The organism is Micromonospora sp. GCM10011541, assembly GCF_042650725.1.
Classification (GTDB): Bacteria; Actinomycetota; Actinomycetes; order Mycobacteriales; family Micromonosporaceae; genus Micromonospora; species Micromonospora sicca.
The window spans coordinates 183,988-199,929 of record NZ_JBHSBP010000025.1 but is presented as its reverse complement, the minus strand read 5'-3'; the positions used below and the strand labels follow the sequence as shown (position 1 = coordinate 199,929).

At 72.3% G+C, this 15,942-nt stretch carries 15 protein-coding genes; 8 read left to right on the top strand and 7 right to left on the bottom strand.

Features of this window, described 5'->3' with window-relative positions:
- Nucleotides 1-216 precede the first annotated feature (216 nt).
- On the bottom strand, nucleotides 217-636 hold the full coding sequence (locus tag ACFOYX_RS10610) for a VOC family protein (RefSeq protein ID WP_322444091.1): 420 nt from the start codon (nucleotides 634-636) through the stop codon (nucleotides 217-219).
- The gene (locus tag ACFOYX_RS10605; RefSeq protein WP_322444092.1) at nucleotides 612-1,184 is read right to left on the bottom strand and encodes a cob(I)yrinic acid a,c-diamide adenosyltransferase; all 573 of its coding nucleotides are present in this window, start codon (nucleotides 1,182-1,184) and stop codon (nucleotides 612-614) included. Before ACFOYX_RS10605 ends, ACFOYX_RS10610 begins: the two co-directional genes overlap by 25 nt.
- On the opposite strand from ACFOYX_RS10605, the gene murA reads away from it, so the two are divergent.
- Together murA and ACFOYX_RS10595 are read left to right on the top strand one after the other, a co-directional pair.
- On the top strand, nucleotides 1,183-2,622 hold the full coding sequence (murA, locus tag ACFOYX_RS10600; RefSeq protein ID WP_322444093.1) for a UDP-N-acetylglucosamine 1-carboxyvinyltransferase: 1,440 nt from the start codon (nucleotides 1,183-1,185) through the stop codon (nucleotides 2,620-2,622). The genes ACFOYX_RS10605 and murA overlap by 2 nt on opposite strands.
- A gap of 80 nt (nucleotides 2,623-2,702) precedes the next feature.
- Nucleotides 2,703-3,551, top strand: coding sequence for a 3-hydroxyacyl-CoA dehydrogenase family protein (locus ACFOYX_RS10595; RefSeq protein ID WP_109800224.1), 849 nt, complete (start codon nucleotides 2,703-2,705; stop codon nucleotides 3,549-3,551).
- A gap of 47 nt (nucleotides 3,552-3,598) precedes the next feature.
- Here the strand turns inward: ACFOYX_RS10595 and ACFOYX_RS10590 are convergent, their stop codons facing one another.
- From ACFOYX_RS10590 to ACFOYX_RS10580, 3 genes are all read right to left on the bottom strand, one after another.
- The gene (locus ACFOYX_RS10590; RefSeq protein WP_322444094.1) at nucleotides 3,599-3,742 is read right to left on the bottom strand and encodes a hypothetical protein; all 144 of its coding nucleotides are present in this window, start codon (nucleotides 3,740-3,742) and stop codon (nucleotides 3,599-3,601) included.
- Between the two features lie 61 nt (nucleotides 3,743-3,803).
- Nucleotides 3,804-4,649, bottom strand: a complete 846-nt coding sequence (locus tag ACFOYX_RS10585; RefSeq protein WP_322444095.1) for an ABC transporter permease — start codon at nucleotides 4,647-4,649, stop codon at nucleotides 3,804-3,806.
- Nucleotides 4,646-5,494: an ABC transporter ATP-binding protein gene (locus ACFOYX_RS10580; protein WP_322444096.1), complete on the bottom strand. Its 849-nt coding sequence runs from the start codon at nucleotides 5,492-5,494 to the stop codon at nucleotides 4,646-4,648. Before ACFOYX_RS10580 ends, ACFOYX_RS10585 begins: the two co-directional genes overlap by 4 nt.
- A gap of 151 nt (nucleotides 5,495-5,645) precedes the next feature.
- Here ACFOYX_RS10580 and ACFOYX_RS10575 point away from each other — a divergent pair, with 151 nt between their 5' ends.
- Nucleotides 5,646-7,652: a protein meaA gene (locus tag ACFOYX_RS10575; RefSeq protein ID WP_322444097.1), complete on the top strand. Its 2,007-nt coding sequence runs from the start codon at nucleotides 5,646-5,648 to the stop codon at nucleotides 7,650-7,652.
- Between the two features lie 703 nt (nucleotides 7,653-8,355).
- On the top strand, nucleotides 8,356-8,946 hold the full coding sequence (locus ACFOYX_RS10570; protein ID WP_322475115.1) for a hypothetical protein: 591 nt from the start codon (nucleotides 8,356-8,358) through the stop codon (nucleotides 8,944-8,946).
- Between the two features lie 210 nt (nucleotides 8,947-9,156).
- Here the strand turns inward: ACFOYX_RS10570 and ACFOYX_RS10565 are convergent, their stop codons facing one another.
- Nucleotides 9,157-9,774 carry a DUF4126 domain-containing protein gene (locus ACFOYX_RS10565; protein ID WP_322443903.1) on the bottom strand — a complete coding sequence of 206 codons (618 nt, stop codon included), beginning with the start codon at nucleotides 9,772-9,774 and terminating at the stop codon, nucleotides 9,157-9,159.
- 71 nt (nucleotides 9,775-9,845) lie between these two features.
- Here ACFOYX_RS10565 and nucS point away from each other — a divergent pair, with 71 nt between their 5' ends.
- Nucleotides 9,846-10,505: an endonuclease NucS gene (gene nucS / locus ACFOYX_RS10560; RefSeq protein WP_322443904.1), complete on the top strand. Its 660-nt coding sequence runs from the start codon at nucleotides 9,846-9,848 to the stop codon at nucleotides 10,503-10,505.
- A gap of 57 nt (nucleotides 10,506-10,562) precedes the next feature.
- On the opposite strand, the gene ACFOYX_RS10555 is transcribed toward nucS, so the two are convergent.
- On the bottom strand, nucleotides 10,563-12,065 hold the full coding sequence (locus ACFOYX_RS10555) for an aldehyde dehydrogenase family protein (RefSeq protein ID WP_322443905.1): 1,503 nt from the start codon (nucleotides 12,063-12,065) through the stop codon (nucleotides 10,563-10,565).
- Nucleotides 12,066-12,301: 236 nt separating this feature from the next.
- On the opposite strand from ACFOYX_RS10555, the gene ACFOYX_RS10550 reads away from it, so the two are divergent.
- The 3 genes from ACFOYX_RS10550 to ACFOYX_RS10540 all read left to right on the top strand — a co-directional run bounded on the left by ACFOYX_RS10550 (nucleotide 12,302) and on the right by ACFOYX_RS10540 (nucleotide 15,857).
- Nucleotides 12,302-12,766, top strand: a complete 465-nt coding sequence (locus ACFOYX_RS10550) for an FHA domain-containing protein (RefSeq protein ID WP_322443906.1) — start codon at nucleotides 12,302-12,304, stop codon at nucleotides 12,764-12,766.
- 113 nt (nucleotides 12,767-12,879) lie between these two features.
- Nucleotides 12,880-13,944, top strand: coding sequence for an alpha/beta hydrolase (locus ACFOYX_RS10545; RefSeq protein ID WP_322443907.1), 1,065 nt, complete (start codon nucleotides 12,880-12,882; stop codon nucleotides 13,942-13,944).
- Between the two features lie 122 nt (nucleotides 13,945-14,066).
- Nucleotides 14,067-15,857, top strand: coding sequence for a 3-hydroxybutyryl-CoA dehydrogenase (locus tag ACFOYX_RS10540; protein ID WP_322443908.1), 1,791 nt, complete (start codon nucleotides 14,067-14,069; stop codon nucleotides 15,855-15,857).
- Nucleotides 15,858-15,942 lie beyond the last annotated feature (85 nt).

Genomic DNA, 15,942 nt, shown 5'->3' with positions numbered 1-15,942 from the left:
GCTGACCTGACCAAGCAACACGCAACAAGCCGCTGGCCGGCACCCCGACGAGGGTGCCGGCCAGCGGCGTTTCCACGTACAAACACAAGACCGTGACCGCCGGGCGGACGGTGACCAACGTCAGGGCTGGGGGCGACCGTCCCCGGCCCAGGGATCAAGCCCGACCGCCCGGAGCCGGGGACGGTCGCCCCCAGCCCCCCACCGCAACCACCGAAGTCAGGCGGTCGAGCCGACCAGCTCCACCTCATACCCCTGCCCATCAGCGAGATACGCGGCGTAAGTCCCCGGGCCACCAGCGTGCGGGTGCCGGTCCGGGAAGAGCAGCTCCCACCCGTGCTCGGGGGCGGCGGCGACCAGGGCGTCCACCGCGGCCGGCGGCCCGGCGTGGAAGGCCAGGTGGTTGAGTCCCGGTGCGAGCCGGTCGTGCACCCGTCCGGAGAGCCCGGGGGACTCCTCCAGCACCAGGTAGGTCGGGCCGAGCCGCCAGGACCGGCCGGCCGGCCAGTCCTGGAACGGCGTCCAGCCCAGCTCGCCGAGGAGCCAGCCCCAGCTGCACCGGGCGGTCTCGAGGTCCGGCACCCACACCTCGACGTGGTGCAGCGCGCCGACGGTCAGCGCTTCCCGCCCGGTACCCATAGCACATCTCCGTCCGGATTTGCCGTTCTTGCCAGAATAAAGAGCAGATCGGAGAGCCGGTTGAGATACTTTGCGGGAAGGGGACTGGTCCGGTCCGGGTCGTGCCCGACCAGCGCCCACGCCGCACGCTCGGCGCGTCGGGCGATCGTCCGTGCCACGTGCAGCAGCGCCGCGCCAGCGGTGCCGCCGGGGAGGATGAAGGAGTCGAGCTTGCTCAGGCGTGCGTTGTATTCGTCGCACCAGCCCTCGAGGCGCTCCACGTACTCCTCGGTGACCCGCAGCGGCGGGTACTTCGGGTCCGGCTCGACCGGGGTGGCCAGGTCCGCGCCGACGTCGAACATGTCGTTCTGGATCGACCCGAGCACCGCCCGCAGCTCGTCGTCGAGCTGCCCCAGCGCGAGCGCGACACCGATCGCCGCGTTGCACTCGTCGACGTCCGCGTACGCGGCGATCCGTGGATCGGTCTTCGGCACCTGCTCGTTGTTGCTCAGCCTGGTCATGCCGGCGTCGCCGGCCTTGGTGTAGATGCGCGTGAGGTGGACGGCCATGACGCACAGCCTACGGATACCGGACCTGACCATCCCGGCGCGGCCGGACCAGACCGGCTGGCCGGCCGGTGTGGGCCCGGGTGACGCCGGCGGTCCAGCGGTCAACGACGTCGACGTCATCCGGGTGCGTGGCGACGCGCGGCTGGCCGGCACGGTCCACGTCGTGGGGGCGAAGAACTCCGCGCTCAAGCTGATGGCGGCCGCGCTGCTCGCGCCCGGGCGAAGCGTGATCACCAACGTCCCCCGGATCACCGACATCGCCATCATGGGCGAGGTGCTGCGCCGGCTCGGCTGCGGCGTGCGGTTCGGCGCCGACGACCCGGTCGATCCGATGGTGGCCCGCGGTGGGGTGGAACGCTCCCGGTCGGTCGTCATCGACGTGCCGGAGCGGCCGGGCGCGGAGGCCGACTACGACCTGGTCCGGCGGCTGCGCGCGTCGATCTGCGTGCTGGGTCCGCTGCTGGCCCGCCGCGGGTACGTGCGGGTGGCGCATCCCGGCGGGGACGCGATCGGCTCCCGCGGCCTGGACATGCACGTCTCCGGGCTGACCCGGATGGGCGCGGACATCTCCGGTGAGCACGGCTTCGTCATCGCGTCCGCCCCGGACGGCCTGCACGGCGCGGACATCGTGCTGGACTTCCCCAGCGTCGGCGCGACGGAGAACCTGGTGATGGCGGCGGTGCTGGCCCAGGGCGTCACGGTGATCGACAACGCCGCCCGGGAGCCGGAGATCGTCGACATCTGCTCGATGCTGATCCGGATGGGCGCCCGGATCGAGGGGGAGGGGACCTCGACCCTGCGCATCGAGGGCGTGCCCGAGCTGGGCCCGGTGCGGCACGCCACGGTGGGGGACCGGATCGTCGCCGGGACCTGGGCCTTCGCCACCGCGATGACCCGGGGGGACGTCACGGTGACCGGCATCGACCCGGCGTTCCTGGAGGTCGCGCTGGACAAGCTGGTCTCGGCCGGCGGTCTGGTGGAGACCCGCGCCGACGCCTTCCGGGTCCGGATGGACGACCGCCCGACCGCGGTGGACGTGGTGACCCTGCCCTACCCGGGTTTCGCCACCGACCTGCTGCCGATGGCGATCGGGCTGGCGGCGGTGAGCGACGGGGCGTCGCTGATCACCGAGAACATCTTCGACGGCCGGTTCATGTTCGCCAACGAGATGATGCGGCTCGGCGCGGACATCAAGACCGACGGCCACCACGCGGTGGTACGCGGCCGGGACCGGCTCTCCGGCGCCCCGGTCCGCGCCACCGACATCCGGGCCGGCGCCGGCCTGATCATCGCCGGGCTGTGCGCCGACGGGGTCACCGAGGTCTCCCACGTGCACCACGTGGACCGTGGCTATCCGGACTTCGTGGCCGACCTGCGGGCCCTCGGGATCGAGGTCGAGCGCGGCAGGATCCCGGACGAGCCGGCCCTGGAGATCTGACCGCGGGAGAGGGCTTAGCCGTCGTTCAGGCTCGCCGACTAGGGTGCTGGCAGGTACTCAATCAGGCGAGGGAGAAGCAGATGGCGGGTCGACTCGCGGTCGTCGGTGCCGGGCTGATGGGCTCGGGCATCGCCCAGGTGGCGGCGCAGGCGGGCTGGCAGGTGACGCTGCGGGACCTGGACGACGCGGCCACCAAGCGGGGCGTCGACGGCATCCGGAAGTCGCTGGAGAAGTTCGCCGAGAAGGGGAAGATCGCGGCGGACGACGTCGAGGCGGCGCTGGGCCGGATCACCCCGACCACCGATCTGGAGGCGGTCGCCGACGCGGACATCGTCGTCGAGGCGGTCTTCGAGCGGCTGGAGATCAAGCACGAGGTGTTCCGCGCGCTGGACAAGATCTGCAAGGCCGACGCGGTGCTCGCCACCAACACCTCGGCCATCCCGGTCACCCAGATCGCGGCGGTGACCGAGCGGCCGGAGTCGGTCGTCGGCACCCACTTCTTCTCCCCGGTGCCGATGATGAAGCTCTGCGAGCTGGTCCGCGGCTACAAGACCACCGACGAGACGCTGGCGACGGCCAAGGCGTTCGCCGAGGAGATCGGCAAGACGGTCGTGGTGGTCAACCGGGACATCGCCGGCTTCGTCACCACCCGGCTGATCGCTGCGCTGGTCGTCGAGGCGGTCAAGCTGGTCGAGTCCGGCGTGGTCTCGGCGGAGGACCTGGACACCGCCTGCAAGCTGGGCTTCGGCCATGCCATGGGCCCGCTGGCCACCACCGACCTGACCGGCGTGGACGTGCTGCTGCACGCCTCGAAGAACATCTACACCGACACCGCCGACGAGAAGTTCTTCCCGCCGGAGCTGCTCCAGCGCATGGTCACCGCCGGTGACCTGGGCCGGAAGACCGGCAAGGGCTTCTACACGTACTGAGCCGGCTGCGCGGGCGACGGGCGGGACTCCCCGTCGCCCGCGACCGGTCACGGGCGGGGCCGGCTCAGGGCGGCTCCAAGCAGGGCGAAGGCGTCCGGGATCACGGTGCCCCAGTAGGCGAAGTTGTGCCGGCCGTCGGCCCACGCGGCGCGTACCGGCGGCTCCGGCAGCGCCCGGGCTAGGGCGCGCACGTCGCGGAGGAAGTTGTCCTGCCGGCCGCACCAGAGGCCGACCGGGGTGCCGGCCGGCGGCTCAGCCGTCGCGCCGGGTGGTCCAGCGGAAGGTGGTCAGGCAGAGGAGCAGGCCGATCACGCACCACGCGGCGAGCACCAGGGCGACCCGGCCCAGCTCGAACGACCCGGCCGGCTCCTGGGCGCCGAAGCTGTCCGGCAGGAAGACCGCGCGCAGCCCCTGGCACATCCACTTCAGCGGGAAGAGCGCCGCCACCTGCTGCATCCAGGCCGGCAGGCTGGTGAAGACGAAGAAGACCCCGGAGATGAACTGGAGCACCAGCGCCACCGGGGTGACCACGGCCGAGCCGCTGCGGGCGGTCCGGGCCAGCGAGGAGATGGCGATGCCGCAGAGGGTGCAGGCGGTGACGCCGAGCGCCGCGACCCAGCCGAAGGTCAGCCACTTGCCGACGGTGTCGGGCAGCTTCAGGTCGAACAGCAGCACCGCGACGACCAGCAGCAGCGCGGTCTCGGCCACGCCGATCGCCACCACCATGATCACCTTGCCGGCGAACCAGACCCACTTCGGCATCGGCGTGCCCCGGTAGCGCTTGAGCACGCCCCGGTCCCGCTCGATCGGGATCCAGATGCCGAGGTTCTGGAAGCTCACCGTCATCAGGCCGGTCGCGATCATGCCGGTGATGAAGTACTGGGTGAACTTGACCCCGCCGCCGATCTCGCCGCTGAAGATCGACGCGAAGATCAGGATCATGATGATCGGGAAGCCCATCGTGAAGACGACGGACTCCCGGCTGCGCAGGAACTGGGTGATCTCCAGCCGCCCCTGCCGTAGCGCCAGGGCGCCCGGTCCGAGTCGCCGGACCGGGGCGGCGGCGACCGGGGCCGCCGGCTTCGTGGTGGTCGTCATGAGTGTCCGATCATCTTCAGGTAGGCGTCTTCCAGGGTCGGCCGGGTCACCGTCAGGCCCGGGACCTCGCCGCCGTAGCGCGCGGCCAGCTCCGCCACCAGGCCCGTCGGCGTCGCGCTCTCCGCGCTCTCCGGGGTCCCGTCCGGGGTACGCCAGGAGACCGTGGCCAGCGCCTCCTGCCGGTTGCCAAGCCGGTTCGGCGGGGCCACCTCGACCACCCGCCCCGCCGCGATCACGCCGACCCGGTCCGCGAGCGCCTCGGCCTCGTCCAGGTAGTGCGTGGTCAGCACGATGGTGGTGCCCGCGGCGGCCGGGTCCCGGATCAGCTCCCAGAACTCGCGCCGGGCCTCCGGGTCGAAGCCGGTGGTCGGCTCGTCGAGGAAGAGCAGCTCGGGGCGGCCGATGATGCCCAGCGCCACGTCGAGGCGGCGCTTCTGGCCGCCGGAGAGGGTGTGGGTCCGGGCCTTCGCCTTGCCGGCCAGCCCCACCCGCTCGATCACCTTGTCCGGGTCGTCGGCGTCGCGGTAGAAGCCGGAGAAGTGCCGGACCACCTCGGCGACGGTCAGCTCGTCGAACTCGCCGGTGCCCTGGAGCACGATGCCGACCCGGGAGCGCCAGTGCGGATCCGCGTGGGCTGGGTCGCGGCCCAGCACGGACACCTCGCCGGCGTCGCGCTGCCGGTAGCCCTCCAGGATCTCCACCGTGGTGGTCTTGCCCGCGCCGTTCGGGCCGAGCAGGGCGAACACCTCGCCGCGGTGGACGTCGAGGTCCACCCCCGCCACCGCGACGTTGTCGCCGTACGCCTTGCGCAGTCCCCGTACGGAGATCGCGAGCTCGTCATCCATGCCGTCAAGTGTGCGACCTGGCCGCCAGCGGGCGCAGCCCGGGGTGTGGTGGTCAGGACCATCTCGGGCGCTCTGCCCCCGGACGTCCGCGACATGGACCTGTGTGGTTTTCCACAACCCGTTTTACTGAACGGTAACTTAGACTCCGGCCATGGACGAGAAGGCTCTTCCGGGCCGGCTGCCGGAGCGCGACCGCCCCTGGGTGATGCGCACGTACGCCGGGCACTCCTCCGCCGCGGCCACCAACGCGCTCTTCCGGCGCAACCTGGCGAAGGGGCAGACCGGCCTGTCGGTCGCCTTCGATCTGCCCACCCAGACCGGGTACGACCCCGACCACGAGCTGGCCGCCGGCGAGGTCGGCCGGGTCGGCGTGCCGGTGGCGCACCTCGGCGACATGCGGGCCCTCTTCGACGGCATCCCGCTGGCCGGGATGAACACCTCGATGACGATCAACGCGCCGGCCATGTGGCTGCTCGGCCTCTACGGCACCGTCGCCGCCGAGCAGGGCGCCGAGCTGTCCCGCTGCGCCGGCACCACGCAGAACGACATCATCAAGGAGTACCTCTCCCGGGGGACGTACATCTTCCCGCCGGCGGCGTCGCTGCGGCTCACCGCCGACATCATCGCGTACACGCTGCGCGAGATGCCGAAGTGGAACCCGGTCAACATCTGCTCGTACCACTTGCAGGAGGCCGGCGCGACGCCGGTGCAGGAGGTCGGCTTCGCGCTCGCCACCGCCGTCGCCGTGCTCGACGCGGTCCGCGACTCCGGCCAGGTGCCCGCCGAGCGGATGGGCGACGTGGTGCAGCGGATCTCCTTCTTCGTCAACGCCGGGGTGCGCTTCGTCGAGGAGATCGCCAAGATGCGCGCGTTCGGCGCGCTCTGGGACGAGATCACCCGCGACCGGTACGGCGTCACCGACCCGAAGCAGCGCCGCTTCCGCTACGGCGTCCAGGTCAACTCGCTCGGCCTCACCGAGGCCCAGCCGGAGAACAACATCCAGCGGATCGTGCTGGAGATGCTCGGCGTGACCTTCTCCCGCGACGCCCGGGCCCGCGCGGTGCAGCTCCCCGCCTGGAACGAGGCGCTCGGCCTGCCCCGCCCCTGGGACCAGCAGTGGTCGCTGCGGATGCAGCAGGTCCTCGCGTACGAGTCGGACCTGCTCGAATACCCCGACCTGTTCGAGGGCTCGCACGTGATGACCGCGCTGGTCGACGGGATCGTCACCGGGGCCAGGGTCGAGCTGGAGAAGGTGCTGGAGATGGGCGGCGTGGTGGCCGCCGTGGAGACCGGCTACCTCAAGAGCGCCCTGGTCGCCTCGCTGGCCGACCGGCGTCGGCGGATGGAGTCCGGCGCCGACGTGGTGGTCGGCGTCAACCGGTTCACCGAGACCGAGCCGTCCCCGTTGACCGCGGCCGGCGCCGAGGCCGTCGAGCAGGTCGACCCCGCGGTCGAGGCGGCCGCCGTCGCCTCCGTACGCGAATGGCGGGCGGGTCGGGACGGCGCTGCGGTCGACGCCGCGCTCGCCCGGCTCCGCGCGGACGCCGCGACCACCACGAACCTGATGGCCGCGACGCTGGAGTGCGTGCGGGCCGGGGTGACCACCGGCGAGTGGGCCGGCGCGCTGCGCCAGGTCTTCGGCGAGTACCGGGCGCCGACCGGCCTGGCCGGCGGTGCCGGCGTCGGCGGCGACGCGGGGCTCGCGGCCGTCCGCGAGCGGGTCGCCGCCACCGCCCGCGAGCTGGGCAGCGGCCGGCTGCGGCTGCTGGTCGGCAAGCCCGGCCTGGACGGGCACTCCAACGGCGCCGAGCAGATCGCGGTACGCGCCCGCGACGCCGGCTTCGAGGTGGTCTACCAGGGGATCCGGCTGACCGCTGGGCAGATCGTGGCCGCCGCGGTCGAGGAGGACGTGGACCTGGTCGGGCTCTCGGTGCTCTCCGGCTCGCACCTGGCCGCCGTGCCGGCGGTGCTGGACGGCCTGCGAGCCGCCGGGCGGGCCGACCTGCCCGTGGTGGTCGGCGGCATCATCCCCGCCGGGGACGCGGAGGCGCTGCGGGCCGCCGGGGTGGCCCGGGTCTTCACCCCGAAGGACTTCGCACTGACCGGCATCATCGACGAACTGGTCACCGTCATCCGCGAGGCCAACGACCTGCCGTGAATCCTTAGGCTCCTGATCCGATTTTGGTCATTTGACCGTTTCGCACTCGGGCCTTTGGTGTGCAGGCGGGTTCGTCGCTGGTTGCGGTGCGGGGTGTGGTCCGGCGTGCGCTTCGTCGGTGGTTGCGGTGGGGGGTGTGGCCCGCCGTGCCCGGCTCCGGGCGGTCAGGCTTGATCCCTGCGCCGGTCACGGCGGGCCACACCCCTGTCGTGGGCGGGGTCCGTCCGTGGGTGCCCGGTTGGGCGGTTCGCGTGGCCCGTCAAGGTCGTGGCCGGTTGCGGCAGGTTGGTGTCTTCGGGCGTGGGGAGGCCGCGATGTGCCGCAGTTTGGGTCGACCTTGGCGGCTGGCGCGTGATCGCATGCGTCGCCTGGGTCGGATGTCCGTTTCGGGGGTGTGACCGGTGGCATCCTGGGGCCGGAATCGTGGCGGGGTCGGGGTCGTTATATCTCGCGTACGACCGAGTACCGGGCCCGCTCGACGGGCTGGCGGACGGGCCCCGGAATGATGGCGGCCTGGCGGTCGTTACACATGGTCCCGGCGCCGCGGGCAGCGCTACCGCTCGGCGGATTCGCGTAGAGGCATCCCCCGCCCCGCGACCAGCCGGACACAGACTTTCCCCGTCTTGTTTTTGAGCGCCTGACGGTGCTTGCGCACGTCCCGGCCCCCGCCGGGTGTGCGCCAACCCCCGAATGGAGCTTCACCATGAACACGATGCTGCGTAAGAGCGTGCTGGGTATTGCTGGTCTGGCTTTCGCCGGTGGTCTGGCCGCCGGTCCGCTGAACCACCACGACGCCACCCCGACCACGGCGATGTCGCCGGTCGCGGTGCAGGCTGACAAGCCGGGCGTCGACGAGGCGAAGCTGATTCCGCATGGTGTGCAGGGCGCCCAGTCGAAGATCACCCTGAACGACGAGCAGACCGCCAACGCCAAGGCGATCATCGCCGCCACGAAGAAGGCGGGTCTGCCGGAGCGGGCCGCGGTCATCTCGATCGCCACGAGCCTGCAGGAGTCGAAGCTGGAGAACCTGGGTCACCTGGGTGACCGCAACGACCACGACTCGCTGGGCCTGTTCCAGCAGCGCCCGTCCTCGGGTTGGGGCACGCCGGAGCAGATCACCGACCCCGAGTACGCGACCCTGGCGTTCGAGAAGGGTCTGAAGCAGGTCGACGGCTGGCGGGACATGCCGCTGACCGAGGCCGCCCAGACGGTGCAGGTGTCGGCCTACCCGGACGCCTACGCCCAGTGGGAGCAGCAGGCCGCCGACATCGTGGCCCAGCACTGGAACAGCTGACCCAACCGAACACAGGCGACAAGCCGCTGGCCGGCACCCCGAGACAGGGGTGCCGGCCAGCGGCATTTCCACGTACCGCCAAAGAACCGTGACCGGCCGGGCGGGCGGTGACCAAGGTCAGGGCTGGGGGCGACCGTCCCCGGCGTAGGGATCAAGCCTGACCGCCCGAAGCCGGGGACGGTCGCCCCCAGCCCCAAAGCGCAACCAAACTCAGACCCGGAACCCAGCCGCCCGCGCCGCCCGCCGTTCAAGACGGCGCGACTTGCGGCGGCGCAGGAACCAGAAGAGGAACGCCACCAGCCCGACCAGGAAGACCAGCACCAGCACCGGCAGCAGGATCGCCACCACCGACATCACCGCGCTGGTCGCGTCCTCGGCGGTGCTGGCCACCGGGGCGCCGAAGCCGGCGGTGGTCGCGTTGATGACCGGTCGGGCGGCCGACTTGAGCAGGTGCACGCCGAGCGCGATCAGCACGCCGACCACGACCGGCACCCACTGGTGCGAGGAGAAGAAGGTGTCCGGGTCGCTGACGGTGACGGTCTCCGAGGTGGAGCCGGCGCCGAAGGCGAGGCCGCCGGCGGTGGGCCGGACGACCGTCTGCACCACGTCGTTGACGTGGTCGACCACCGGCACCTTGTCGGCGACCACCTCGATGGCGAGCAGTACGGCGAGGATCAGGATGACCCAGCCGTTGCCCAGCCACTGCCAGCCGCTGGGCAGCTCCATGAGATCGGTGTAGCGCGCCAGCAGACCCATCAGGAGCAGCGGGATGTATGCGTTCAGGCCGGCCGAGGCGGCGAGGCCGGAACCGGTGAGGACTTCGAGCACGATCACAGCATCGCACCGGCACGCCAGTGCCGCTCGGTGGCGATGGCCGGGACCTCGGCTACCCTCGTCGGGTGCGGTTGGTGATTGCGAAGTGCTCGGTGGACTACGTCGGACGGCTCTCGGCTCACCTGCCGCCGGCCATCCGGCTGCTCATGGTGAAGGCGGACGGCTCGGTGTCGATCCACGCGGACGACCGGGCGTACAAGCCGTTGAACTGGATGAGCCCGCCCTGTCGGCTGGAGGAGGCCCCCGGCGTCTGGCGGGTGGTCAACAAGGCCGGCGAGGAGCTGCGGATCAGCCTGGAGGAGATCTTCCAGGACACCTCGTACGAGTTGGGCGTCGACCCGGGCCTGCGCAAGGACGGCGTCGAGGCGCACCTGCAGGAGCTCCTGGCCGCCAACCCGACGACTCTCGGCGAGGGTTACACGCTGGTCCGCCGGGAGTACATGACCGCCATCGGGCCGGTCGACCTGCTCTGCCGGGACGCCAACTCGGGCGCCGTCGCGGTCGAGGTGAAGCGGCGCGGCGAGATCGACGGCGTGGAGCAGCTCACCCGCTACCTGGAACTGATGAACCGGGATCCGCTGCTCGCCCCGGTCACCGGCGTCTTCGCCGCGCAGGAGATCAAGCCGCAGGCCCGGGTGCTCGCCACCGACCGGGGCATCCGTTGCGTCGTGGTCGACTACGACAAGCTGCGCGGCATCGAGCGCGACGAGCTGACCCTGTTCTGAGCCGGCCGCCCGCCGACAGCGACCGCGCCGCCGCCGGCCCGGCGGCAGCGGGGCCGGTCAGCGGTTCCGGCCGTACATCAGCTTGGCGGCCTTGACCAGGCGGGCGACGTCCGCCGGGGTGCGTTCGAAGGTCATCGACGGCAGCAGCGAGCGGGCCCGCCGGCGGGTGACGGACTTGGCCCGGCCGAACTCCCGCAGCCCGTCCTCGCCGTGGATCCGGCCGAAGCCGGAGTCGCCGACGCCGCCGAACGGCAGCGTGGACATCCCGGCGAAGGTGAGCGCCGAGTTCACCGAGGCCATCCCGGAGCGCAGCCGCCGGGCGACCGCCACCGCCCGCTTGCGGCCGAAGACCGAACCCCCCAGGCCGTACGGGAGCGCGTTGGCCCGGTCGACGGCCTCGTCGACGTCGCGGACCCGGTTGACGGTGACCGTCGGGCCGAAGGTCTCCTCGCGTATGGCGGTCGAGTCCTCGGGGACGTCGACCAGCACGGTCGGGTGCACGTACGGCGGCTGGACCGCGTCGGGGCCGCCGAGGACCGCGCGGCCGCCCCGCTCGACGGCGTCGTCGATGTGCCGGCGGATCACGTCGAGCTGCGAGGGCATGGTGATCGGACCGATGTCGGCGCCGTCGGGGCCCACGGTGAGCCGCCCGGCGCGGGCGACCACCTTGTCGACGAAGGCGTCGAAGACCTGGTCGACGGCGTAGACGCGTTCGATGCCGATGCAGGTCTGGCCGGCGTTGGTGAGCCCGCCCCACACGCACGCCTCGGCGGCGGCGTCCAGGTCGGCGTCGGAGTCCACGATCATCGCGTCCTTGCCGCCGGCCTCTAGCAGCACCGGGGTGAGCGACTCGGCGCAGGCGGCCATCACCTTTTTGGCCGTGGCGGTAGAACCGGTGAAGGCCAGCTTGGCCACGCCCGACCGGCACAGCGCCGCGCCCACGTCGCCGAGCCCCTGCACCGCCGTGAAGACGGGCTGCTCGGGGACGACCTCGGCGAACCGGTCGACCAGCCACTGCCCGACGGCCGGGGTGTATTCGCTGGGCTTGAACACCACCGCGTTGCCGGCGGCGAGCGCGTACGCGACGGAGCCGATCGGGGTGAAGACGGGGTAGTTCCAGGGGCCGATCACGCCGACCACCCCGTACGGCTGGTATTCCAGGTGGCCGGTGAACTCGGCGAGGATCAGCCGGGAGCGGACCCGCCGGGGCCCGAGCACGCGCCGCGCGTTGCGGGCCGCCCAGTCGATGTGCTCAAGCGCGGTGAGGACCTCGACGACGGCGTCGCCGACCGGCTTGCCGCCCTCGGTGTGGACCAGTTCGGCCAGCTCCTCGATCCGGCGGGCGAGCACGCTCCGCCAGCGCAGCAGCCGCTCCCGGCGACCGGTGAAGCCGAGCCCGGCCCACCACTCGCCCGCGGCGCGGGCCCGGGCGACCGCCTGGGCCACGTCCTCGGCGGTCGCCACCGGGAGTCGCCCCGCCTCCGCACCCGTCGCCGGGCTGGTCGACACCAACCGACCGTCCTCGATGACCGGGGTCCCCGGGACATGCACAGCCGTCATGGCGGAAGTCTAGACCCGAAGATTACCCGCCGGTAGGTCTCGCGGCGCCCGGAAACCGGCTGCCCGGGAAGGCCGCGCCGCGCGCCGGTGGGCGGTGGCCGACCGGCGCGCCCGCCGAACCGGCGAACGGGAGTTGACCGGCCGGGGTCGTGGAGGTGACCACCCGGTGGTGGGGATGACAACCGTGAGGTGGCACCCTGACGCGCGGGGCGATGGTGGGGTGGAAGGCGGGGTCCATGGAGGATCATCCGGAGCTGATGCCGCTGTTGACGGTGGCGGGCGGAACGATGCGGGGTTTGAGCTTCCGCGTCGGCCGTGACCCGCAGGTGATCGGCCGGGCGCCGACCGCCGGGATCGTGCTCGAGGATCCGCACGTCAGCCGGCGGCACGCCGCGGTCCAGCTGATCGGCGACGGGGTGTCGTTGGTGGACCTCGGCTCGACCAACGGGACCTGGCTCAACGACCGGCGGATCGCCGGCGTCGAGCAGCTCACCGACGGCGACGTGATCCGGCTCGGCCGTACCGAACTGCGGTACTTCGACCCGGGCGTGGCGCGGACGGACCCGGTGGGGCTGAGCTTCGCGGCGCCGCGCCGGGACCACCGGCCGACCCTGCCGCTGCCCGTCCCGCCGACGCCGCGGCTGCCGGTGGGCGGCGCCGTCCTGCCGCTGCCCGCGGCGCCGGTCGACGCCCACCGCTGACCGGTCGACCCGGCGCGGCCCGGAGCCGCACCGGGTCGGGCCACAGCCCGCCGTGGTTGTGGGTGTGGGCCGGACCCATGGACCCGGGCGGCCCGACGTGTCAGCATGCGCCGATGGAGAGCGCGCAGCACATCGTGTCGGCGAACGGCATCACCCAGGCGGTCCGGGTGGCGGGCCCGCCGGAGGGCGTGCCGGTGCTGCTCGTCCACGGCAACGTCTCCTCCGCCGCCTTCTGGGAGCCGCTGATCCGACGGCTGCCGGCGACCCTCCGGGTGGTCGCGCCCGACCTGCGCGGGTACGGCGACACGCAGACCGCGCCGGTGGACGCGACGCGCGGGCTGGGCGACTTCGCCGACGATGTGGCCGCCCTGCTCGACGTGCCGGGGCTCTTCGCCCCCGGCGCCCGGCCGGTGGTCGTCGGGCACTCGCTCGGCGGGGGCGTGGCGATGCGGCTGCTGGTCGACCACCCCGACCGGGTGGCCGCCCTGCTGCTGGAGGCACCCGTCTCCCCGTACGGCTTCGGCGGCACCCGGGACGTCCACGGCACGCCCACCACGCCCGACTTCGCCGGCACCGGCGGCGGCACGGCGAACCCCGACTTCGTCGCCCGGCTCGCCGCGAAGGACCGCGGCGAGGACGCCCCGACCGGCCCCCGCAACGTGCTGCGGGCCACCTACGTCGCCGACCCGGCGTCGCTCGGCGAGGACGAGGAGCTGCTGCTGGACAGCGCCCTCTCCACCGCCACCGGGGACGACAACTACCCCGGCACGGCCGTCGCGTCGCCGCACTGGCCGGGCACCGCGCCGGGGGAGCGCGGCGTGCTCAACGCCCTCGCGCCCGCCCACTTCCGGCTCGCCGACGAGCTGGTCGCCGTCCCGGCCCCGCCCCCGGTCACCTGGGTACGCGGCGACGCCGACGTGATCGTCTCGGACACCTCCCTGTTCGACCTGGCGTACCTCGGGTCGCTCGGGGCGGTGCCCGGCTGGCCGGGGGAAGCGGACTGTCCGCCGCAGCCGATGATCGGGCAGACCCGGGCGGTGCTGGAGCGGTACGCGGCGGCCGGCGGGACGTACCGGGAGGTGGTGCTCCCGGGCTGCGGGCACAGTCCGCACCTGGAACGGCCGGTCGAGTTCGTGGCGGAGCTGCTGGCGCTCACGGGGGTGCCGGCGGCGGCCTGAGCCGCCCTGCGTGAAATATCCCACGGCGTCTCGACAACGCAGCGTCACGTGGCAGACTCCGGCGCATAACCTTAGCGGTCGTTCATGTCGACAACGGCGGAGTCAACCAGGGGAGGCCGGTCGTGGCGCGCGAGTTCACCAGGGTGGGTGTGGTGGGTCTGGGCACCATGGGTGCCGGCATCGTGGAGGTCTTCGCCCGCAACGGCATCGACGTGGTGGCGGTGGAGATCTCCGAGGGCGCCCTGGAGCGCGGCCGGTCCACCCTCACCGGCTCCACCGACCGCGCGGTCGCCAAGGGCAAGCTCGCCGCGGCCGACCGGGACGCCCTGCTGTCCCGGGTGAACTTCCAGGTCGGCCTGGAGGCCCTGCACTCGGTGGACCTGGTGATCGAGGCCGTTCCCGAGCACCTCGACCTGAAGCAGCGGATCTTCGCCGAGCTGGACCGGGTGTGCAAGCCCGAGGCGATCCTGGCCACCAACACCTCCTCGCTCAGCGTCACCGAGATCTCGGTCGCCACCACCCGCCCCAACCAGGTCATCGGCATCCACTTCTTCAACCCCGCGCCGGTGATGAAGCTGGTCGAGGTGGTCCGCACGGTGGTCACCTCCGCCGACGTGGTGGCCGACGTGGAGGCGCTCTGCAACCGGCTCGGCAAGGTCGACGTGACGATCAACGACCGGGCCGGCTTCATCGCCAACGCGCTGCTCTTCGGCTACCTGAACCACGCGGTGAGCATGTTCGAGGGGCGGTACGCCACCCGCGAGGACATCGACGCCGCGATGAAGCTCGGCTGCGGGCTGCCGATGGGCCCGCTCGCCCTGATGGACCTGATCGGCCTGGACACCGCGTACGAGATCCTGGACACCATGTACCGGCGGGGCGGGCGGGACCGCCGGCACGCCCCGGTGCCGCTGATCAAGCAGATGGTCACCGCGGGGCTGCTCGGCCGGAAGTCCGGCCGGGGCTTCTACACCTACGAGCGGCCGGGCTCCCCGGTGGTCGTACCGGACGACCAGACGCCCGTGGCGTCGCAGGCCGCGCTCGCCGACGGCGCCCGCGCCATCGCGAAGGTCGGCGTGGTCGGCTCCGGGACCATGGCCACCGGCATCATCGAGGTCTTCGCCAAGGCCGGGTACGAGGTGGTCTCGGTGACCCGCGGCGCGGAGAAGTCCGCCAAGGTCTTCGAGACGGTCAAGACCTCGCTCAACAAGGGCGTGGTACGCGGCAAGCTCAGCGAGGACGACCGGGAGGCGGCGCTCGGCCGGATCAACTGGTCCGCGACCCTGGAGCACCTCGCCGACGTCGACCTGGTGGTCGAGGCCGTGGTCGAGGAGCTCAGCGTCAAGAAGGCCCTCTTCGCCAGCCTGGACGAGATCTGCAAGCCGGGCGTGGTGCTGGCCACCACCACCTCGTCACTGCCGGTGATCGACGTCGCGATGGCCACCCAGCGGCCGGCGGACGTGGTCGGGCTGCACTTCTTCAACCCGGCGCCGGTCATGCCGCTGGTCGAGGTCGTGCAGACCATCCGCACCTCGGCGGAGACCACCGCCACCGCCCGCGCGGTCTGCGCCGCGCTGGGCAAGACCGGCGTGGTCTGCGGTGACCGGTCCGGCTTCATCGTCAACGCGCTGCTCTTCCCGTACCTGAACGACGCGGTGAAGATGCTGGAGGCCAGCTACTCGACCGCGGACGACATCGACTACGCGATGAAGCTGGGCTGCGGCTACCCGATGGGCCCGTTCGAGCTGTTGGACGTGGTCGGGCTGGACGTGTCGCTGGCCATCCAGCGGGAGCTCTACCTGGAGCTGCGCGAGCCGGGCTTCGCCCCCGCGCCGCTGCTGGAGCACCTGGTCACCGCCGGCTACCTGGGCCGCAAGAGCGGCCGCGGGTTCCGCGACCACACCCGGCGCTGACAAGGTCGACACCCGACCGGAGACCTGCGACTGACCGGGGCCGCCGATGGGGCCCGCCCGTCCCGGGTCGGTCCCGCCGGCGGCC